Genomic DNA, 22,834 nt, shown 5'->3' with positions numbered 1-22,834 from the left:
GAGCTTCACTAAATCTGCTTTTCTTTATAATTCAAAAATAGTTGATTTTTAAACTGTCTGAAAAATGGGGAAGCTTACACCCTGGCAAAGCTGAAGGTTTATTCTGTATTATAAATGATTAGAACAGTATTTTATCGGTAATAAATTGTATTTTATCGATTTTTTATTGAAAATCAATCTTCATAAAAAAAAGTAAATATTATTCTATTAATTTTATATGTAAAAACTATAGAAATGAAAAATCTATTACCAATACTTTTTTTTATATTTTTTACTATGAGCTTCAATTGTTTTGCTCAAACTGGACCTGGAGGTGTTGGTACAAATGATGGATCTTCAACATTAGATATTTGGTTAAGAGATATTAATCACTTTTCTGATGCGGGAAGCACTGTTTCCACTTCTGGAAGTGTGTTGCAACAATGGAATGATGCTTCTGGAAATAACAACCATGCAATACAAATAGTTAATAACAGAAAGCCACAATTCAATACCAATCTGAAAAACAGCTATCCTACGTTAGAGTTTTCGGGTGATGATGAATTACGTGTTGCTTATGATATCAGTCCAAATGTTCATCCAAACATTACTGTAATTGCTGTTGCAGATCACAATACTGCGACCAACAGTCCGTTTTCAAAGTTATTTGGGCATGATGACTCTGGATATGACAGAGCAATTGGTTTTGATACGAGATGCGGCGCTACAAGCTTTCACTATTTTGGAGGTGGTGTTAACTGTTTTGTAAGTCCAAGCGTGAATTCAGATTTTATTGTAAATGCGCAATATACCAATTCTTCTTTTTCAGGCTGGTTTAATGGGAATTTAATCATTAATAATGCCGCAAACGGGAATGGGAATGGAGAAAGCTTCTTAACTATTGGAAATGTTACAGATCGTGATTTTGGAAAAACATATAATGAATTCTGGAATGGTTCTATTACAGAATTTATCGTTTTTGGGGAAACCATCAATACTGCACAACACATCATTGTTTCAAACTATTTATCTGCGAAGTATAATGTTGGACTTACAAACAACGATTTTTATACACAAGATAATTCTGGAAACGGAAATTTTGATCACGATGTTGCTGGAATCGGTCAAGCATCTGACGGAACAAATCATACAGATTCTAGAGGTACAGGAATTGTACGTATTAGCTCACCTTCTACTCTTTCTAGTGGAGACTTCTTATTTTGGGGAGAGGAAACCAAAGATCCTACGTATGATTTTACAACAAATACAACAAGCTATTATGAAGAGTTAAATTCAAAATGGCGTGTAAGTAAAATTAATGATTTGGGAACTGTTACTGTTACTTTTGATATTACAGGAGTTGATTTATCAGGAAAACAAAGTTGCCAACCTTTACAATTAGCCGTGGATAATAATAGTGATTTCAGTTCTCCAACGACCTACGATGCAACTTTAGTAGGCAATACAGCTACAATAACAGGTGTAACATTCACAGATGGAGATTATTTTACATTGCGTTATTTGGATCAAATTGTGTGGGACGGTACTTCCTTTTTTAATGGTTCTGGTGCTGCAAATGCTCCTAACGATACTAATGAATGTCTAAAGTTTACAGTAAAACCAGGTGCTATTAGTGTATTAACTTTTGACGCACATGTACGAGAAATAGAAGTTGAAAATGGTGGAACTGTTATTGTTTCTGATGGCATTTTACTAGAGATAGAAGACCAAGTAGTAGTCGATGGAGTTATTGATTTGTTTGGAGAAGCACAATTAATCCAAAATCATTCAAATACAACTTCCAATGCTGGTATTGGCGAATTGCGAGTAAGACAACAAGGAACTGTAAATTTATATAATTACAACTATTGGAGTTCACCTGTAAACAGAGGTGGAAATTGGCAAATAGGCTATTTGGAAGAGCCAAACGGCGTTGTGAATTTCACGACTTCTTTAGATGCAAATCCATCTACTACGCCAATTACATTAAGTAATCGATGGTTGTACGATTTTAATTCTGTTTCTGGAGAGTATTCTGGATGGAACTTTTTATCTCCAACAGATAATTTAAGCCCAGGTAGAGGATATACTATGAAAGGGTCTGGAATTGCAAGTGCTGAGCAAGAATACATTTTTAAAGGGATTCCAAATGATGGGAATTACACATACACCGTAACAGCTAATAATGATTTCTTAGTAGGAAATCCATATCCGTCAGCAATAGATGCTGACGAATTTATTAATGATAATTTATCTGTGATAGATGGAACATTATATTTTTGGGAACATTTTACTTCTAACAGTAGTCATAATTTAGTTGATTATGAAGGCGGTTATGCAACTTATAATTTAATGATGTCACTTCCTGCCATTGCAGATAATTCAGGGCTCACGAGTGGAAATGGAGTAGCGAGTAAAGACAGACCTACAAAAAACATAACCATTGGTCAAGGATTCTTTGTGACTATTGATAATGGTGGTTCATTGGTATTTAATAATGCACAAAGAATTTTTTCTAAGGAATCTGATAGTACAACTATTTTCTATAGAAGCAATGCTGCCAAAAATATAACAACTACTGAAACAGAAGATGATCGAATGAAGATTTGGTTGTCTTTTAAAGAACCAGCAGAACATACGCGAATTATTGGTTTGGGATATGATCCTAATACAACAACAGCCTACGACAAAGGTTATGATGCAAAAGCCTATGAAGATCAAAGAAACGAGTTATATTGGATACTAAATAATGACAAATTAAGTATACAAGCACTTCCACAATTTGATAATACACAAGAGCTTCCATTAGGAGTCAAAGTGACGGATACTGGAATGTATGAATTTAGTATTGATGACATGGAGAATGTCCCAAGTGATGTCACTGTATACTTGAAAGATATTCATAATGACACGTATTATAATTTATCAAATTCAGAAGCTTCTATTTGGCTTGATGCAGCAGTAGATGATACAAGATTTAGTATTGTATTTCAAGAATCTGGAACACTGAGTGTCGCAGAAGAATCATTAAATGATATACTATTGGTATATGACGATGATTCTGAGCGTATACTACTAAAGAATATTGAACAAAGAGAAATCAAACAACTTTCAATATACAGTATTGTTGGACAACAAATTTTGACAAAAAATGATGACACAATTTCTTTAAATATCAATATAGTCAACTTCAACAAGGAACTTATATTTTAAAAATTAATACCGATACAGGAATTAAGAATTTTAAATTTATCAAATACTAGCTTTCGTTACATAATACTAACGGATATAAAAAATAGCATGGGTAAATCCATGCTATTTTTTTTGTAATCGTTTCTATATAAAACTATTGCAAACTTATTTTGTGAGTATATTATATTATGCGAGCCAAACAAATCACTGTTATGAAATAAACTCATGTAGTATGTCCAATCAAATGTAGCAATTTCATTTTAAGTAATCCAGAAAAAAATACTAATCCGATAGGAAGTAATATTTGGGGTGGTTATCTTAGAATCACTATCTACTCTAATTTCCCTTTGTGTAATTCTTCCTACTACTAATGTCATTTCTAATTTTGTGATAAAGTCAAACTGTCTTAAAATTACTATTATTCTATTTGTGTTTTCAAAATAAGAAAAACACTTACAAATACTGACGTTGCAGCTATTTTTTATATTTGTTTTTAAAAAAGTGAAAGGTAAAGCTTTCGGCAGTCGCTCTGTAAGAAGAGCTTCAACAATGCCTCTATGCTTTGTGCTTTTGTGAGTTACAAATATCGAATTTTTAATCTAAAATACTAAAAAAAATTAATACAAGCATTTCTAATTGACTTCCTGTGTTGTCTCAAACCCTACGCATATATTTTTAGTATCTTTACAAAAAAAGAGCGTTCTTGTACGCATTAAACTTAATTTATGAATAAAAAACTTTCCCTTTTAGTACTTTCTGTACTAGTATTATTTGTCAGTAGTTGTAATTCTAGCAAATCTGCAAGCAAGAGTACTGCAGCACCAAAATTAGAAAACTCACTACTCTGGAAAATTTCTGGAAATGGTATTGAAAAACCGTCGTATTTATACGGAACCATTCACTTAACCTGTGATTATAAATACACTGACAAACTCAAAAAAGCATTTGATGAAACCGATCGTTTGGTGTTAGAAATTGATATGACTGACCCAAAACTACAAGCCAATATGATGAAGCTTATCTTTATGAAAGAAGGCAAAACCATTCAAGGTTTAATGAATGAAGAAGATTACCAAACACTTTCTGACTTTTTTAAAGAACAAGTTGGAATCAATTTAAAAATGTTCAACACAATGAAACCATTTGCAATTACAGCAACTTTGACTTCAAAAATGGCTGTTTGTGATAATGGAACTGCATACGAGACTGAGTTTATGAAAATTGCCAAGGAACAAGAAGAAGATGTGATTGGCTTGGAAACAATTGAAGATCAAATGAATGTGTTTGATAAAATTCCGTATGAAGAACAGTTAAAATGATTAGTAGAAATGGCAACAACTGGAATGGAAGAAAGTAAAAAAAGCTTTGAGGAAATGACAAAATATTATAATGCCGAAGACCTAGAAGGTTTGTTATCTGTGATGACAGAACAAGGTTTGGAAGCTGATTTTCAAGAAAGTTTAGTAGATCAACGCAATCGTAATTGGATTCCATTGATTGAAAATATTACGAAAGAAGCACCTGCATTTATTGGTGTTGGAGCCTTACATTTACCTGGTGAACAAGGTGTGATTAATTTGTTGAGAAAACAAGGATATACAGTGGAGCCAGTTTATTAATTTAGATATTAGATTTTTTGCTTCGCAATTGAGAACGAAATCATAAAAAAAATCCGCAATGCTTTTTTGAACGTTGCGGATTTTTATTCTTCTAATTTATTCGTTCCATATTTCTTTCAGTTTACGGAATAATTCAGGGCGCTTGTAGTTTAAATACACTCCTATGCAGACAAGTCCACACAACAATGAAAGTGGAAACAGCAATCGCAGTTCAAACTTTACATCATCCATATCATACACAATATTTCCAATTCCTGTGGCAATTTGAAATACTTTAGGTGTTGTTTCATTCAATTCACTTTTTCGAATCCAAATACTTGCTTTTCCTGATTTTTTAAGCCTTCTTTCAATATCCTCATAAAGTTTATAAGAACGATCACTTCCTATATTTTTATGAATTCTATAAAATTTCGGATCATTTTCTAGTCGAATTGCTAATCGAGCTTTGGTACTTTTTGCGCCTCTGGATTCAACAGGAATATATCTAGTTTTTACATAAATGACTTCTCCTTTTTGTTCAACCAAGGATGTTTCGGAAGTTAATAATGTAGGAGCAAAAAAGTAGAATGCAGAAAAGATACAACCAATTCCATACCATAGCGCATTTTTTGCGTGATGTTCTCTAGATCCAAAATTGAAATCGAAATCCATTATCTACAACTTCGCGGCCAATCGACTTCCTTGATCAATTGCGCGCTTAGCGTCTAATTCAGCTGCAATGTCTGCCCCACCAATGACATGTACTTTCATTCCTTTGGCTTCAAGCGGCTCTAATAATTCTTTTAAAGGTGTTTGTCCTGCACAGATCACTATATTATCCACTTCTAATACTTTAGCTTCTTCATTTTGTGTGTAGTGCAATCCTTGATCGTCAATTTTGGTATACTGAACTTCTCCTATAAAGTTGACTTTCTTCTTTTTTAGATTCGTTCTGTGAATCCAACCTGTCGTTTTTCCTAAGTTTCCGCCGAATTTTCCTTTGCTTCGTTTCAACATAAAAATTTCTCTTGGCGAGCCATGAAAGTCAGGTTTCATATTTTCAATTCCACCTCGTGCTTCTAAAGTTTGATCAATTCCCCATTCTTTCAACCACGCATCAATGTTTTGCGAAGTTGCTTCTCCTTCATGCGATAAATATTCAGAAACATCAAAACCTATTCCTCCTGCTCCAATCACTGCGACACGTTTTCCAACAGGCTTTTTATGTTTTAATACATCTAAATAATTTAGTACTTTTTTGTGCTCAATACCTTCTATTTTTGGAGTTCTTGGTTTAATTCCCGTTGCTAGAATAATTTCTTCAAAATTTCCTTTTGATAGTTCTTCAGCAGTAACACGTTTGTTTAACTGCAGTTCTACATTGTGCAAATCAATTTGCTTGTTGAAATAACGGATGGTTTCGTAAAACTCTTCTTTTCCTGGAATTTGCTTTGCAATATTAAATTGTCCACCAACCTCAGCATTATCATCAAATAGTGTAACTTCATGTCCACGTTGTGCTGCAATAGTCGCAGCCGCCAGCCCTGCTGGACCAGCTCCAATAACGGCTAATTTCTTTTTAATACTTGCAGGTTTATAATCGAATTCCGTTTCATGACAAGCTCTAGGATTTACCAAACAACTTGCTATTTTTTTACTGAATATATGATCCAAACATGCTTGATTGCAAGCAATGCAGGTGTTTATTTCTTGGTCTTTTTCTTCTGCAGCTTTGTTTACCCAATCAGCATCTGCTAAAAATGGTCGTGCCATTGAAATCATGTCTGCATGTCCATCTGCCAGTACTTTTTCAGCAACACTTGGCATGTTGATTCTGTTTGAAGTTATTAAAGGAATGCCTACTTCTTTCTTCATACGTTCAGTAATCCATGTAAAAGCAGCTCTAGGAACAGATGTGGCAATCGTTGGAATTCTAGCTTCATGCCAACCAATTCCTGTATTGATGATTGTTGCACCAGCTTTTTCAATCGCTTTTGCCAATTGTACTACTTCTTCCCAACTGCTTCCTTTATCTACCAAATCAAGCATGGACAAACGATAAATAATGATGAATTCTTTTCCAACAGCTTCACGAGCAGCTTTTACTATTTCTACAGCAAATTTCATTCGTTTGGCATAACTTCCTCCCCATTCATCAGAGCGTTTGTTTGTATGTTCAACAATAAATTGATTGATTAGATATCCTTCAGAGCCCATAATTTCCACACCATCATAACCTGCTAATTTTGCCAATTCGGCTGACTTAGCAAAGCTCTTAATCGTTCTCTTTACTCCATTAACACTTAGCTTTTTAGGCTTAAAAGGTGTAATTGGTGATTGAATAGCTGAAGGCGCTACATTTAATGGATGGTATCCATAACGGCCTGCGTGTAGAATTTGCATGCATATTTTTCCACCATTTTTATGAACTGCTTCTGTAATTACTTTATGCTTTTTAGCATGTTTTTTTGTACTCATTCGCGATCCAAAAGGCGATAACCAACCTCGTACACTTGGTGCCATTCCACCAGTAACAATTAATCCTACACCTCCTTTTGCGCGTTCACCATAAAATGCAGCCAATCGTTCAAATCCGTTTTTTGCTTCTTCTAATCCTGTATGCATAGATCCCATTAACACTCTGTTTTTAAGTGTTGTAAATCCTAAATCTAACGGCTCAAATATATGTTTATACTTCATGTATGCTGATGGTTTATTGGTACTATTAAAGATAAAACAATTCTATTAAAATGAATTATTCTTTTTATTATGCACGCATAATATCATGCAATATAGCTATTTTTTGACAAGTGGCGAATATTTTTCGGTGATTGCTCGGGAATTGCAGTTGTTTGAAAAGAAAAAGCCTAAGTTTTTACTCAGGCTTTATTAATTGTAAGTTTACGTAGTAATTATTGAATCAACTACACTTCGTAAATTTTGTTTTGGAACTATCGGTTTTTATTTTAGGAGTAGTACCTGAACCATATATTCCCCAATATGGTCCCCAAGCGCCTTCTATTGTTTTCCATGGTTCGTCAAACATTTCAAACCACATGGTAATGAAAGATTTGTTATATATATTTGAACCGTTTATCCATTTACAGGTAGCATTAAAATTGGTGACTTCAGCTTTCCAATTTGTGTCTGCATTATCATCACCAGCGCTAGGCCAACCAATTTCTGCTATGACGACTTCCAATCCAGCATTTATGGCTTGTACCATACCGTTATCATAAGAATACTGCATGTTTCCTGTAATATTACCTGGAGTCATTGGAAATTGACTAGGATTTTTTTCGTGATTCCCTTTTTGTCCATACCAAGGATAAATGGTAAGAAACGCATAGTCTTGCATAATACTCAGTAATGTTGACCAAGTAGGACTCATTGGACCAGCACCTGTCATACAAATAGTTAAAGGAACATTACTGATTTTTGGGTAGCTGGCTAATTGTGTTTTTGCGTAATTAAAAGCTGACTCCACTTCTGCAAGCGTATAGTTATTTGAAGCCAGATCTACTTCATTACCAATGACAATGACTTTTACCATATCTGGATATGCATTTGCTTTGGTAAGTGCTGTATCTATTTCTGCATGTGTGCTTGCACTATCGCCTTGAAAAATCCATGCTCCTAAAGCAATGCCTATATTGTGCTTTTTACAAAGTTCTGGTAGGTGTTGTTGACATCCTTATACGGTGTAGGTACGAATAAATGTCATACTGAAATCACTGATAATTTTTAAATCGGCATCTACATTTGCTTTGGTGTAAGATGATTTTGGTACAGAAACGACTTGGTGGTAGGGAGCATAACATACGCCCATCATATCGCTTCCGCCAAATAATGAATTTGTGTTACTCATGGTGGTTGTTTTGTAAAAAGGTACGCATAAAAATGCAATCTCCAGCTGTTATGTGTGTTTTAACACCTTTGGGAAAAAAAAGACGATCTGTAGTTTTATTTACAGATCGTCTTTTTTACTATAACTTTTATGTGATTTTTTACTTCATTGGGACTTCTATCACTAGAATTTTTGAAGTTTCTTTCACTTCTATTTCTACACTTTCTGTGTCCCAAATACCTAAAGCATCTTTTGTTGTTAGTGTTTCTCCTCCAATAGTGATTGTTCCTTCTAATACGAATACATAGACTCCGTGTGTATGATCATTTAGTTTAAAGTCAATTGTTTGAGATGGATCAAAGTTTCCTATGGAAATGTATGCTTGTTGATGAATCCAAAGTGCTTCATCGACTATTTTGTCTTTTGGTGCTACGACTGTTTGGAATTGATTTTCGCGTTTTTCTAGATCAAAATGTTTTTGTTCATAACGCGGTGTTACTCCAATTTCTTCTGGTTGAATCCATAGTTGTAAGAAGTTCACCTCATCCGTTTTACTATCATTGAATTCTGAATGTTGCAATCCAGTTCCTGCTGACATGACTTGTACTTCGCCAACCGTAATTGCTCTTTTGTTGTCCATACTATCTTTATGAGTCAATGCGCCACTTAATGGAATAGAAATGATTTCCATATTTTGATGCGGATGTGTTCCGAAGCCCATTTTTGGTTTTACAATATCGTCATTTAAGACACGTAATTGTCCGAATCCCATACGTTCAGGATCGTAATAGTTTGCAAAACTGAAACTGTGATAACTTTTCAGCCATCCATGATCTGCTTTTCCTCTTGTGTTTCCTTTGTGATATATTGTTTTCATTATTTTTTCTGTTTATTTGTCGATTTGCTTTTTTATCGATTTGTTTGTTTTCTCGAATGCCTCAGATTGTACTTTGAAACTTCTCCATACTCCATACTAGCATCTCATTTCTTTGAACTGGCGTAAGCGATAGAGAGATTTGTTGGAGCTCCTCGCAGAGAGCGACTCTCGAAAGCGCGACTCGCGATTTTTCGGGAGTTACGCCCAAATAATTTTGCTAAATTGATTATTCTTCAATTAGTTTACTTTAGAATTTACTTTTTAATAAAAATACTAATACCTAATACCCAAAAACCTAGTTCCTAATAAAGATGTCCCATTTTTCCTTGTTGATAGTCACGCAAGGCTTCCATGATTTCCGTTTGTGTGTTCATTACATACGGTCCCCAAGAAGCTACTTTTTCTTCAATTGGTTCTCCCGAAAGGATCAACAAAGTACTGTTTTGATTTGCTTCTAGTTCAATAGCTTCTCCATCTTTATGGAACGTAAGCATTTGTAATTGATTTAACTTTAAAGTTTGATCATCGTTTATACGCGTTTCTCCTTTTATTAAGTATACTAACGCATCGTGATGTGTTGGCAACGAAATTGTAGTTTTGTCATTTGCTTCCAAGTTGACAATAAACGCATTAATTTCCGTAAACGTACTTGTCGCTCCTTTTTGCCCATGAAGTTCTCCTGCGACTATTTTGATGCCTCCATTTCCATTAGTTAGAGGAACAACTGGCATACTTTCTGATTTGACATCTTGGTATTTTGGAGTTGTCATTTTGTACTTACTTGGAAGATTTACCCAAAGTTGAATTCCTTCCATCGTACCTACAAAGTCTTTACTTGGTCCTTCATCGTGAATAACGCCACTTCCAGCAGTCATCCATTGTACATCGCCAGCTTTTAAGACACCTTCGTTTCCGAGTGAATCGCGGTGCAATTGCTCGCCTTGAAAGATAAACGTTACTGGTTCAAATCCGCGATGTGGATGCGGTGATAATGATAAGCCTGGACTATATGGTCCGACATCATATTTGTAATGATGCAACAGTAAGAACGGATCTACTTGATCGAGTTCTTGGGTTGGTAATGGTTGGCGAATTAAGTTTCCGCCCATATTTACATAGTCACTTTTTCCTTTGTATGCTATGCTTCGTAGTGTTTTCATGATTTCTACTCTTTCTTTTTTAATTGTGTTTGCAATATTTTCCATGGAAAATATTTGATTTAAAAAACAGGCTATCATTTTATAGCCTGTTTTATGGTATTTACTAACGAACTTTATCCAAAAGATCACTCAATTGTTTGGCTTCTCCTTCCGTTAGTTTGTCGAGAATACTTCTTTTTTCTCCTATTTTGTCAATTTCTGTCAATAAGTTTAATCCGGCATCGGTGATGGCAATATGTACTACTCTCCTATCTTTGGGACAGCGAATACGTTCTATGAGGTTTTTGCTGCATAATTTATCCATCAATCTTGTGGCATTAGGTGCTCTTTCTATCATTCTATCTTTTATTTCTTGCACTTTAATTGCTTTTCCAGCTCCTCTTAATATCCGTAATATATTGAATTGTTGTGGAGAGATTCCAAAAGGTTTAAAAAATTCATTTTCTAAACTTGTAATCCAATTTGCGGTATACTTTATATTGATGAACGCTTTCACTCTTTCAGATGGAAATGTTGATTGTATGTCTTTTGCAATGTCTCCCATGCGTGATTTTCTTTTTTAAAATTATCCTTTAAAACCTGCTTCAATATGCGCCCCATCACAATACGGTTTATTGTTGGAAGCACCACATCTGCAAAAAGCGGTTGTTTTATTTCGCTTTTCTTTGGTTCCGTCAGAATTTGTAATGTTTAACGTTCCGTATACAATTAGCGGTCCATTTTCCATGGCTTCCACTTTTGTTTCCATATACACTTCTTCCTGATCATCTTCTTTGTTACTTCTATACGACAATGCACCTGAAGGACATGCTGCTATTTGTTTTTTGATACGGTTTGTACTAGCGCCATCCATGTTCACCCAAGGTCTGTTTTGCGGATTAAAGACCTGCAATAATCCTTTCCAACAATTTTTGGAATGTGTACATGTTTTAGGTTTCCAAACCACCGTAATATCTTCATTACTGTATTCTTTGATGGTTTCTTTTTCTGCCATGATTGCTAGTTTTTTTAATTTTTTAAATGTCTTTTAAAGATACGAAAATCTAAGCGTCATTCAGTGACATTTTGAGTTTCGCTACTTCTATTTGTAGGTTTCCAAGCAATTCCTCATTCACTATGGCTCCATCTTTAAAGTTATCATTGAAGTAAGGCAATGAAAAATCAGCTACAATATTTCCTCCCATATACGGGAATCGTCCTTTGGCTATCTCTAATACGGTTTGTCCGCCTCTTCCGCCTGGAGACGTTGCCATTAATAACATTGGAACATTCCCCCATAATTTTCCATCAATGCGCGACATCCAATCAAATATGTTTTTAAACACCGTTGCATACGCTCCATTGTGCTCTGCTAAGGATAAAATAATTCCGTCGGCAGCTTGAATCTCCTTTAAGAATGCTTGTGCATTTTCTGGAATTCCAATTTCCATTTCTTTATCAATTCCATATAATGGCAATTCATAATCGTTTAAGTCTAATACGTTTACTTCTGCATTTGTAACTAAACTTGCTGCATACGCTGCTAATTGTTTATTAATCGATGTTTTACTGTCGCTTCCTGCAAATGCTACTATTTTTTCCATGTTTTATTTTTTATTGTGTTAATTTAATTAAATACGCCTAATTTTCTTTCCAAAAGAATAAGATAATGGCAAAAGGACTAAACCTATGATTGCGCCCATTTGTTCCCCATCATTAATCATAATGTGTGCAAAAAATGCTAGGACTACATTAAAGAAGAAACCTGCATATGCCCATTCCTTAATGGTTTTGTATTTTGTTTGCCAAATTGTAATCAATCCTAAAAGTTTAGCAATGGCTAATGGATAAATCAAATATGTTGGATATCCAAAACTTTTAAATCCTAATACAATATCTGCATTTTTAAAAAAATACATTCCTACCGAAAATAACATTAATGCAGTAAATAATCCTGTTGCAACAAAATAAATTATTTTATGAGTTTTCATGTTTGTTAGTCTTTAAATTCTTTACAAATCTACATAAAATAATTTTATTTTCCAAGGAAACTATTTCCTTGTAAAATATTTAAAGGTTTTTAAGAAAATTTTCAAACCTTGTCATTTTCAATAGCGATAATTGTTTCGTATTTTTACGGACGAAAATTATACAACCATGGACATTAACTTCAACAAGAACGAAGATCACAACAGACTTTTAGCATCAGAATTACGTCAACGATTAGCCAAAGTAGCTTTAGGAGGCGGACAGAAACGTATTGATAAACTTCACAGCAAAGGAAAAATGACTGCTCGTGAACGTATTGATTTTCTGTTAGATGATAAAAAACCTTCTATTGAGATTGGTGCTTTTGTTGGAGATGAAATGTATGAAGAACATGGAGGTTGCCCTTCTGGAGGCGTTGTCGTTAAGATAGGATACGTGAAAGGAAAACAATGTATTGTTGTTGCTAATGATGCCACTGTAAAAGCTGGTGCTTGGTTTCCTATTACCGCGAAGAAGAATTTACGCGCACAAGAAATTTCTATAGAAAATAGATTGCCAATTATTTATTTGGTTGATAGCGCTGGTGTGTATTTACCAATGCAAGATGAAATTTTCCCAGATAAAGAACATTTTGGACGTATTTTTAGAAATAATGCTGTGATGAGTAGTATGGGAATTACCCAAATTGCTGCTGTGATGGGAAGTTGTGTAGCTGGTGGCGCGTATTTACCTATTATGAGTGATGAAGCACTTATTGTAGATAAAACAGGAAGTATTTTCTTGGCAGGAAGTTATTTGGTTAAAGCAGCAATTGGCGAAAGTATTGACAATGAGACTTTGGGAGGCGCTACTACGCATTGCGAAATTTCGGGTGTAACAGATTATAAGTCGAAAGATGATAAAGATGCGCTCACTACTATTCAAAATATTGTAAGCAAGATTGGTGATTATACGCCAACAGGTTACAATCGTGCGAAAGCTGCAAAACCTAAAGAGAATCCAGATGATATTTTCGGAATTCTTCCAAAAGCACGCCATGAACAGTATGATATGAAAGAAATCATAAAGCGTTTGGTAGATAATTCTGAGTTTGATGAATATAAGGAAGGCTACGGAAAAAGTATTATTACTGCATACGCTCGTATTGATGGTTGGGCAGTTGGAATTGTAGCCAATCAACGTAAATTGGTAAAGAATAAGAAAGGAGAAATGCAGTTTGGTGGTGTTATTTATTCTGATTCTGCTGATAAAGCCACACGATTTATTGCAAATTGTAATCAAAAGAAAATTCCGTTGGTATTTTTACAAGATGTGACTGGATTTATGGTAGGAAGTAAATCAGAACATGGTGGTATTATTAAAGATGGTGCTAAAATGGTAAATGCTGTGAGTAATAGTGTGGTTCCTAAGTTTACAATTGTTATTGGAAACTCGTATGGAGCTGGAAATTATGCCATGTGTGGAAAAGCATATGATCCACGATTAATTGCTGCCTGGCCAAGTGCTGAATTGGCTGTGATGAGTGGAAATTCTGCCGCTAAGGTTTTATTACAGATTGAAACGGCATCGTTGAAGAAGCAAGGAGAAGAAATCACTAAAGAGAAAGAAGCGGAATTATTCAATAAGATTAAGTCGCGTTACGACAAGCAGATTTCTCCATATTATGCTGCGGCTCGTTTATGGACCGATGCTATCATTAATCCGCTAGATACACGTACTTGGATATCTATGGGAATTGAAGCAGCGAATCAAGCGCCTATTGAAAAGCCTTTTAATTTGGGAGTGATTCAGGTATAGATACCACTCCTCCTTTTAGGTCGTTAGACTTTTAGATCGTTATTGCTCTAGATATCTTGGTATTGGGAGTTGTTATTTGATATCACACTTTTTGTGGTGTGTAATTGACCTTTAATTGCTTTATTTTAAATTGGTCTTTAAGCGCCTCAGATCTTACTTTTGTGCTTCTAAATTGGAAAATTTTATTTTTATTTTTCTTAAAATTTAGAAAAAAACACAGATTTTTATGAAAAACCTTCCATGATTGTAAAAAAGTTCTTTAGAAAACAACAATAATAAAAAAAGGCCTAGTAACTTAATTACCAGACCTTTTCCCCCTAAAAAACCTAAAATAACCTTATCTTTATTTCGTTTGAAAGCAAAGATTTGCTTTTATAAAATTCACAAATTCTATGCCATTCTACATAATTTTTATGAATAATTTAACAAAAAAGAAAAACCTAATAAATCAGAATTTTACTCAATAATTGAGATTTATAATATCTGAGTTTTGCCCTGATATTTTTTTAGTGAATTCTTGATATATACTTCAAAGATTTCCATGAAATTATATGTATTAGGTTTTTCAAAAACAACTAAACAACCAACCTTTCGTTTATTCTATATTAAAAGTACTACGGTACTTTTGATTTTTAAAGCTATATTGAGCAAACATACTATATTGATGAGTAAAGTCATGCATTTACTTAGTTGGCATTGGAGTTGATTTAACCAATCGGATAAATTCTGCTCTGTATCCGTTTTTATCTTCTCCTCTACCTAATTCTGCTAAAGCTACTACATCTTCTACTTTTGAATTGTTATGATATTCAGAATCTCTCAATTGCATTCCAAATAGCGCAACTGCTGCCGTAAAATTAAAATCATCTGAAGCTCTTTTAGCTACTTTATTTTTAACAACTGTTTTTAACTGAATGCTTCTTTTTTTGTTGGGCTTTTTGTAGCGAATTTTTACAGTTAGCAATTCACTTGAATATGATTTTTTCGCTATATCTTGGCTTGTGTACTTTAAATCGTCAACATCTTTCAAATATTCTGTTTTTACACCAACAGGAATAATTTCATATAAAGCCGTTACGGTATGTCCCGCGCCTAGTTCACCAGCATCTTTTGTATCATCTTTAAAATCTTCATCATTCAACAATCTATTTTCATAGCCAATTAAGCGATACGCTTGCACCGTATTCGGATTGAACTCTAATTGCAATTTTACATCCTTGGCAATGGTATATAAAGTTCCACCAAATTCTTTTCCGAAGATTTTATGTGCTTCTTGCATCGTATCAATATACGCGTGATTTCCGTTTCCTTTATCTGCCAACAACTCCAAAAGATCGTCTTTGTAATTTCCCATTCCAAAACCTAAGACTGATAAATACACACCCGTTTCACGTTTTGCTTCAATCAATTTCTTCATGGAATCTCTACTCGTTTGTCCTACATTAAAGTCTCCATCGGTTGCTAAAATCACACGATTGTTTCCTTTTTTTATAAAGTTTTCTGCTGCAATTTTGTACGCCAATTCAATTCCAGCACCGCCAGCGGTTGATCCGCCAGCATTTAATTTATCCAAAGCTGCAATAATTTTCTCTTTATTATCTCCTGAAGTTGGTTCTAATACCATTCCAGCAGCTCCTGCATAAACTACAATAGCAACTTTATCTTCTTTTCTCATTTTATCAACCATTAATTTGAAAGCTGATTTTAATAATGGTAATTTATTTTGTGACGACATAGATCCTGAAACGTCTATCAAAAATGTAAAATTTGATGGTGGAATTTTATGTAATGGAATTTCTTTTCCTTTCAAAGCAACTTTTAACAACTTTGTATCTTTATTCCAAGGTGTTGTGCCAACTTCTGTATGAATAGCTAATGGATGTCTCCCTTTTGGTTGTTTATAATCATATTCAAAATAATTGATCATTTCTTCAATTTTCACAGCGTCTGCAGGAATTGTTGCGCCAATATTAATCATACGTCTTATATTGCTATATGCGGCTTTATCCACATCAATGGAAAAGGTTGATAATGGTGTTAGCGTAGCTCTTTTAAAGGTATTTTCATTGATTTCTTTATACGATTCGTTAGAAGTTTGGTATTGAGGATTATGATATCCCATATTGGTAACACCTTGTATGGACGACTGTCCTCTTATAATTATTCTGTTACTTAGATTTGGTTGTCCACTACCAGTATTAACACGAACTCCAGCTGCACTACCACGAAGTGCTTCTTCAACCCTTACAGTTGAAACTGCCGATGCTACTTTGGCAGAATTTGTTTTCCCTCCATATGCAGTAACTACAACCTCATCTAGTGTACCATCTTGCTTCATCTGAATATTCATCGTTTTTTGGCTCACCACTACTTCTTGCGTGGCATATCCAACATAAGAAAACACCAAAATTACGCCTACATTGGTTTGTAGTTTATACTTTCCATCAAAATCGGTAGTCACACATTTCTTGGTATTTTTTACTTGTACAGAAGCGCCAGGTAATGGTAACCCTGATTCATCTGTTACGATTCCACTGACTTCTATTTTTTGTGCCCAAACTTGACTTACCATCAAGAATATACATAGTGTTAAGAGTTTTTTCATCACATATTGTTTTAAAAGTTCTTCACGAAACTAAGTATCAACAGTATGTTAAAAAACTGGAATTGAGTAAAGTGATGGTTTGGCTTAGGGAACGCATTTTGAAAATTACAAACAAAAAAACTCCACGAATATGTGAAGTTTTTATATTAAGCAGCAATTTCTAATTCATTTTGAATAAAATGCTAATATGTCTAAATTGTATTAAGCACATCCAGCCACAGTTTCTTGACACGGCGTTGCCAATCCTGTATCTCCATCGCAAACAGGTCTTTCTGTTAAATTGAGACAAGCATCTCCTAGTGTTAGTTCACCTGAACAAATTCTAGGATGTGTATCACATCCCCAAAACAACCATGATATTGCCTCTGTTGCATCTCCTCCATAAATTATGTGATTGGACTGTAACATAGAAATCGCTTTTTTATTCAGTGCCAACTTTTTTAGGCTTCTTTTTTTCTTCATAACTAGTGAATTTAAATTAAACATTACCCAAAATGTAGGGCAGATATGCTTATTTTCAAATTGATAATAGTCGTATTTTTATAATTACGAGTAGTAAAAGATCATACCCTCAAACTAGCCAAAGTCTTTGTACGTTGTACTTTTCCTGTATTTGTTTCAGTGAAATTCTCTAGTGTAAAAATAGTTTTGGGAATTTCGAATTTGGAGAATTTTCCAGCATCTTTAATCGTTTTTAAAAGTTGAGTCGTATCTATACTTTGCGTTGTATCTTCCACTAGTAGAATCAGTTTTTTGCCTAACTGCGCATCGTCAATTGCAGTCACAAAATATCGTGCATTGATGAATGGACTCAACTTCTCTTCTATTTGTTCAGGATGTAGTTTGATGCCTCCACTATTAATAACATTGTCATGTCTTCCCAACCAATTAAATTCCGTTTGTGAGATAATTTCCACTACATCATTGGTTATTATTTTTTCTTTAGCAAGTCTTGGTGCATCAATTATCAAACAATTTCTGTCGTCAGTATCTATATGAATATTTGGTAAAGTCTGATAATTTACAGTTTTCTCTTTCGAAAGATGATTTAATGGTTTTGCCGCAATATGTGTGATGGTTTCTGTCATTCCATACGTAGCAAATATCTTAGTAGAAACCGTTTGCAAACGTTCAATTAAAGCGGAAGAAGCTGGTGCTCCACCCACAATTAAAGTGTTGATTTGATGCAAACTTTCCAGTGAATTTTCAACTTGTAATGGCACCATTGCACAAAAATCATATTTTTTCTGAAGGTTTTTTAATGGATTAGATGTTGGTGCAACTAAATCTAATGACAATCCCAATATCATGGCGCGAACCAACATCATTTTTCCAGCAATAAAATTGGAAGGCAAACACTGCAAAGCTGTATCACCAGATTTGATTCCAAAAAAATCACCTGTAGCCAACGCAGAATGTACCATGGATTGTTTGTCTAAAAGAATTTGTTTGGGTTTTCCTGTAGAACCTGAAGTAGATACAATAACATAAGTTTTCTCATCCAACCAATCGATTAAAAAGTCTCCCATAGTTTGTTCGTATGGTTTTCCTTCTTTTACAAAACTATAAGCGACTTCTTTTAAGGCTTCTCTATCAAAGTAATTGCCATCTAATTTGAACTTTAGATGAATATTTTTAAAGCTTGAAATCATTTTTGTTAATTGTTCCATAAAATTAAAAATTCACAATGAGAAATCAGCGATTTCTTGCAGAGTTTTTAGTAATTTAGTGGTTAGTGCCTATTTTTCAACCTACAATATTTTTTAAGAAGTATTGTTAGTGATAAAGTAGTTTTATCCCTCAACAATTCTAAATTCTAATTTATGACAATATCTCATATGAAATTCCCTGTATTGCTACTATTTTTTGTGGCAAACATTTGCTTGGCGCAGAAAAATACGAACGAAGATTTCCGTTTCCTAGAACGTACCGAGGACATTAAGATCAATTTGAAAAAAGGTACTTTCAATATTGTTAAAAGTATTCACGAGAAAGCTGAATATGTAACTGCCAACAAATTGTACTTTGCAAATGAAGTGCTTCACTTTGACAGTTTTACCAAACTACAAGATATTGAAGCTACTACGTATTTGCCTGTTTCTGGAAAAACACTAGAAGTCGATTATATAGAAACCAAGCACGAATTTGATGATGGGATTTTCTACAGCGATCAACAAACAAAAAACTTTACGTTTCCGGGTGTAACCAAAGGCGCAATTACCGATTTAAAATATAAAGAGATTATCAGTGAACCACATTTTTTAGGTTTGTTCCGATTTGGAACCTATGCGCCAACACAAAAAGCAATATTGCGTATTGAGTTCCCGAAGAATGTAGAAATTGGCTATAAAGAGTTTCACACAGAAAACATTACTATAGATTTCAAAAAAGAGGAAACGAAAAATAGCAACATTTATACATGGACTACAGAAAATGTCGCAAAATTTATGTCCGAAGATGATGCTGAAGCTGCCCTGTATCACTTACCTCATATTATTTTACACATTAAAAATTATACCGAAGACAACAAAACTGTTCCGATTTTAAATAATGTAAAGGATTTATATAGTTGGTATGCATCACTCGCCAAACAAGTAGACGAAAGTGATTTGAAAAAAGTGTACAAGATTGCGGAAGACATTGCAAAAAAATATACAACAGATCGTGAAAAAGCAGAAGCGATTTACAATTGGGTACAAGAGAATATTACCTATGTGGCTTTTGAAGATGGTTTAGGTGGATTTATTCCTCGTGGTGCGGCAAGTGTTTGTAAAAACAGATATGGCGACTGTAAAGACATGGCAAATTTGCTATACGTCATGTTGAATCATGTTGGAATTCCTTCATATAGAACGTGGATTGGTACGCGTGATCGTCCGTATTTATATGACGAAGTACCAACGCCAATGGTAGACAACCACATGATCACAGCTACAGTAATTGATAAGGATACTATTTTTATTGATGGAACCGATAGTTATGTCAATTTTGGAATGCCAAGTTCCTTTACACAAACCAAAGAAGCTTTGATTGGAATTTCTCCAGAAAAATTCGTCTTGAAAAAAGTGCCAGTTCAACCTTCTGAGAAAAGTAAAACTTCCATCAATACGACGATTACATTTGAAAATGGCAACATCAAAGCATCTGAAAAAAGAACCATGACAGGTTATGAAAGAGTCGATTTTGTCACAGATTATTTGTACAAGAAAAAAGACAACACAGAAGAAGAGTTTTTAAATACAACCTTGGCACTTGGAAATAACAAAACCAAGTATCAAAATATTGAAGTTTCGCCTTTAGAATCTAAACATAAAACATTGACCCTAACATTTGATTTGCTGATTGAAAGTTACGCAAAAACCATTGGTTCAAAGACGATTTTGAACCTCAACATTGACCGTGTGTTATCAAAGCAAAAGATTGATATAGAAGTACGTAAATACGCCAAAAAGATTGATCATCAATTTCAAAAAAAATATACAACTACATTCATTGTTCCTAAAGGATATAAAGTGACTTCGGTTCCAAAACCAATCAAATATGACGGAAAAGCGTATGGCTTTGACATCAATTATGAGCAAAAAGACGGAAAAGTTATTCAACATAAAACCATTTACATCAACACTTTACGTGTAGAAAAAGAAGATTTTGAAGCATGGAATAGTTTTGTGAAAAAATTAATAAAAGCCTACAAAAAAAGCATTATCATTGAAAAGTAAAATCACATCTATGAGATCAATTATTGTCATCCTTTTGTGTTTATGTACAACACAAGCATTTTCTCAATTCTACAAAGAATACGATTGGGCAAAGAAACCTAAATTGCATAAGTTATCCGATAAGGAAGCCAATGAATCTTCCATTGCTATCATGGAAAAATACATGGTGGAATACGTTATACCTGACTTTGGTAACAATTTACAAAAGTTTGAAACCACACATACAATTGCACGTGTACATGACGAAAAAGGAATAAAAACACACAATACTGTATATATTTCTATGTACGATGTTATCAATATTGTGGATATTAAAGCACGTACCATTACACCTGACGGGAAAGTGACATTGTTGAATAAAGACAATATCAAAGAAGTCAAAAATGTAGAAGAATACGGTGATTTTAAAATCTTCGCCATCGAAGGTGCAGAAAAAGATTCAGAAATTGAAGTCTTGTATACTTTGGAAAAAGAGTATTCTGCTTTTGGACGCGAAACCTTACAGAAAAGCTATCCGATTAAAAAGCTAGAGTATGATTTTATTTATGGAAAAATGCCTGGACGTGCCAAAGTCTATAACGCTTTTACAGATTTTGATGATCGCATCTACAACAAAAGACAAGGGAAACAACTAATATTGGAAGATATTGTACCTATGATTGAAGAAGAATATGCTACGCCAAATTCTAATAAAATCTATGTAGCTTTTCAATGTTTTGGTCCTGGAACCAATGTAACAGATGATATGTTGTGGAGCAATGTCGTGACCAATATTACAGAAGGAATGTTTCCTGAAAAAGTGCATCCTGAAATTACAAAAATTGTCACTGGAATTTTAAAAGATCAAAAAACAGACGATTATACAAAAGCCTATTTGATTGATGATTATGTGAAGAAGAATTATACGATTGTAAAAAACAACAATGCACAACTTTCTGAAATTGATTATATTATCAAAAATAAATCGGCAAGTGACTTAGGAATCATCAAAGTATATTCTCATTTGCTAGAAGCTGCTAAAGTGGAATATATGCCTGTGATTACTTCTGATGTATACGAGCATAAGTTTGATTCAGAATTTTTTAATCCTACTGCTTTGCGCGAATTTTTAATTTACATTCCAAAAGCTTACAATTACATTACACCAAACCGTGTGGATTACCGCTTAAGCGAGATTCCACCAAATATTCTTGGAAATACAGGAATTTTTGTAAACAATAAGAAGCAATTCAGTTTTTATAAAATTCCACAAAAAGATCCAGATTACAGCCGCGTTGAACGCAATATGAACATTTCTTTTGAAGATGATATGGAATATGTGAAAATTGATCAGAATCAAAAGTATTTTGGACATTGGGCAATGAACAACAGAGCGTATTTAAACTTAGCTCCAGAGCAAGCTATCAAAGAATTTGAAGACTATTTAACAGGTTCAGGAATTGAAGACAAAGTGGTTAAAAAATACGAAACTGAAAACAAGGAAATGATGCAGTTAGAATACAACAAACCATTTTTGGTAAGCAGTACGATTACTTCTGAATCCTTATTGGAAGAAGCTGGTGACAGTTATATTTTTCAGGTTGGAAAAGTGATTGGAACGCAAAGTGAATTGTACCAAGAAACTAAGCGTGTCAATCCAATTCAGATGCAATATCCAAACCGCTACAATTATCAAATTGTAGTTACTATACCGACTGATTATGAAGCAGAAGGTCTGGAATCATTGATCATTAAAAAAGAATTATTGGATGACAAAGGCGAGCAAAAATGTAAATTTGAATCCAACTACAAATTGGAAGGAAACAAGATTGTCATCACTATTGAAGAATTCTACAAAGAATTTGAATATGAAATTGCCGAATACGAAGGTTTCCGTGAAGTTATTAATGCGGCCTCAGACTTTAATAAAGCTGCTATTTTGATGAATCCGAAGGAGTAATACACTTACACATAAACTATATAAACTTAAGAAAGGTTGTTTGAAGAACTAATTTGTCAAGCAACCTTTTTTTCATTTCACAATCCATTAAAAAATCTTGTCAGATAAATTTATTACCCAATTCCACCTCATCGTTAACCTAACTCTAATTTT

At 34.0% G+C, this 22,834-nt stretch carries 18 protein-coding genes and 1 pseudogene; 6 read left to right on the top strand and 13 right to left on the bottom strand.

Annotated features, from left to right (window positions below; all coding sequences use genetic code 11):
- Positions 1-276 precede the first annotated feature (276 nt).
- The 3 genes and pseudogenes from MK119_RS07770 to MK119_RS07765 all read left to right on the top strand — a co-directional run bounded on the left by MK119_RS07770 (position 277) and on the right by MK119_RS07765 (position 4,790).
- Positions 277-3,192, top strand: coding sequence for a hypothetical protein (locus MK119_RS07770; protein ID WP_290672626.1), 2,916 nt, complete (start codon positions 277-279; stop codon positions 3,190-3,192).
- The gene (locus MK119_RS24260; RefSeq protein ID WP_366512782.1) at positions 3,186-3,242 is read left to right on the top strand and encodes a hypothetical protein; all 57 of its coding nucleotides are present in this window, start codon (positions 3,186-3,188) and stop codon (positions 3,240-3,242) included. Before MK119_RS07770 ends, MK119_RS24260 begins: the two co-directional genes overlap by 7 nt.
- A gap of 654 nt (positions 3,243-3,896) precedes the next feature.
- Positions 3,897-4,790 (top strand): annotated as a pseudogene (locus MK119_RS07765) (TraB/GumN family protein).
- Between the two features lie 96 nt (positions 4,791-4,886).
- Here the strand turns inward: MK119_RS07765 and MK119_RS07760 are convergent.
- The 10 genes from MK119_RS07760 to MK119_RS07715 form a co-directional block, all read right to left on the bottom strand.
- Positions 4,887-5,441 (bottom strand): hypothetical protein, encoded by a 555-nt coding sequence (locus MK119_RS07760; RefSeq protein WP_290672623.1) that lies wholly within the window; start codon positions 5,439-5,441, stop codon positions 4,887-4,889.
- 3 nt (positions 5,442-5,444) lie between these two features.
- Positions 5,445-7,469, bottom strand: a complete 2,025-nt coding sequence (locus MK119_RS07755; RefSeq protein WP_290672620.1) for an NADPH-dependent 2,4-dienoyl-CoA reductase — start codon at positions 7,467-7,469, stop codon at positions 5,445-5,447.
- Positions 7,470-7,689: 220 nt separating this feature from the next.
- Positions 7,690-8,322, bottom strand: coding sequence for a glycosyl hydrolase family 17 protein (locus tag MK119_RS07750; RefSeq protein ID WP_290672618.1), 633 nt, complete (start codon positions 8,320-8,322; stop codon positions 7,690-7,692).
- Positions 8,323-8,463: 141 nt separating this feature from the next.
- Positions 8,464-8,637: a hypothetical protein gene (locus tag MK119_RS07745; RefSeq protein WP_290672616.1), complete on the bottom strand. Its 174-nt coding sequence runs from the start codon at positions 8,635-8,637 to the stop codon at positions 8,464-8,466.
- Positions 8,638-8,776: 139 nt separating this feature from the next.
- Positions 8,777-9,493, bottom strand: a complete 717-nt coding sequence (locus MK119_RS07740) for a pirin family protein (RefSeq protein WP_290672614.1) — start codon at positions 9,491-9,493, stop codon at positions 8,777-8,779.
- Between the two features lie 302 nt (positions 9,494-9,795).
- The gene (locus tag MK119_RS07735) at positions 9,796-10,698 is read right to left on the bottom strand and encodes a pirin family protein (protein WP_290672611.1); all 903 of its coding nucleotides are present in this window, start codon (positions 10,696-10,698) and stop codon (positions 9,796-9,798) included.
- A 58-nt stretch (positions 10,699-10,756) separates the two neighbouring features.
- Positions 10,757-11,197: a MarR family transcriptional regulator gene (locus MK119_RS07730; RefSeq protein ID WP_290672608.1), complete on the bottom strand. Its 441-nt coding sequence runs from the start codon at positions 11,195-11,197 to the stop codon at positions 10,757-10,759.
- Positions 11,198-11,218: 21 nt separating this feature from the next.
- Positions 11,219-11,647 carry a (4Fe-4S)-binding protein gene (locus MK119_RS07725; RefSeq protein ID WP_290672605.1) on the bottom strand — a complete coding sequence of 143 codons (429 nt, stop codon included), beginning with the start codon at positions 11,645-11,647 and terminating at the stop codon, positions 11,219-11,221.
- 49 nt (positions 11,648-11,696) lie between these two features.
- Positions 11,697-12,236 carry an NAD(P)H-dependent oxidoreductase gene (locus tag MK119_RS07720; RefSeq protein ID WP_290672602.1) on the bottom strand — a complete coding sequence of 180 codons (540 nt, stop codon included), beginning with the start codon at positions 12,234-12,236 and terminating at the stop codon, positions 11,697-11,699.
- Between the two features lie 27 nt (positions 12,237-12,263).
- Positions 12,264-12,623: a DoxX family protein gene (locus MK119_RS07715; protein WP_290672599.1), complete on the bottom strand. Its 360-nt coding sequence runs from the start codon at positions 12,621-12,623 to the stop codon at positions 12,264-12,266.
- 166 nt (positions 12,624-12,789) lie between these two features.
- Between MK119_RS07715 and MK119_RS07710 the strand changes: the two genes are divergently transcribed.
- Positions 12,790-14,418: a carboxyl transferase domain-containing protein gene (locus tag MK119_RS07710; RefSeq protein WP_290672596.1), complete on the top strand. Its 1,629-nt coding sequence runs from the start codon at positions 12,790-12,792 to the stop codon at positions 14,416-14,418.
- A gap of 682 nt (positions 14,419-15,100) precedes the next feature.
- Here the strand turns inward: MK119_RS07710 and MK119_RS07705 are convergent.
- The 3 genes from MK119_RS07705 to MK119_RS07695 form a co-directional block, all read right to left on the bottom strand.
- Positions 15,101-17,023 carry a von Willebrand factor type A domain-containing protein gene (locus MK119_RS07705; protein WP_290672594.1) on the bottom strand — a complete coding sequence of 641 codons (1,923 nt, stop codon included), beginning with the start codon at positions 17,021-17,023 and terminating at the stop codon, positions 15,101-15,103.
- Positions 17,024-17,224: 201 nt separating this feature from the next.
- Positions 17,225-17,485, bottom strand: coding sequence for a hypothetical protein (locus tag MK119_RS07700; protein WP_290672592.1), 261 nt, complete (start codon positions 17,483-17,485; stop codon positions 17,225-17,227).
- 101 nt (positions 17,486-17,586) lie between these two features.
- Positions 17,587-18,693, bottom strand: coding sequence for an AMP-binding protein (locus MK119_RS07695; protein WP_290672589.1), 1,107 nt, complete (start codon positions 18,691-18,693; stop codon positions 17,587-17,589).
- A gap of 153 nt (positions 18,694-18,846) precedes the next feature.
- Between MK119_RS07695 and MK119_RS07690 the strand changes: the two genes are divergently transcribed.
- Together MK119_RS07690 and MK119_RS07685 are read left to right on the top strand one after the other, a co-directional pair.
- Positions 18,847-20,742, top strand: coding sequence for a DUF3857 domain-containing protein (locus MK119_RS07690; RefSeq protein WP_290672586.1), 1,896 nt, complete (start codon positions 18,847-18,849; stop codon positions 20,740-20,742).
- A 10-nt stretch (positions 20,743-20,752) separates the two neighbouring features.
- On the top strand, positions 20,753-22,681 hold the full coding sequence (locus MK119_RS07685) for a hypothetical protein (RefSeq protein ID WP_290672583.1): 1,929 nt from the start codon (positions 20,753-20,755) through the stop codon (positions 22,679-22,681).
- Positions 22,682-22,834 lie beyond the last annotated feature (153 nt).

The sequence above is a fragment of the Kordia sp. genome, from assembly GCF_022447245.1.
In the GTDB taxonomy this organism is placed as follows: domain Bacteria; phylum Bacteroidota; class Bacteroidia; order Flavobacteriales; family Flavobacteriaceae; genus Kordia.
The sequence above is the reverse complement of the archived record's forward strand: the minus strand, read 5'-3'. Positions and strand labels throughout refer to the sequence as shown.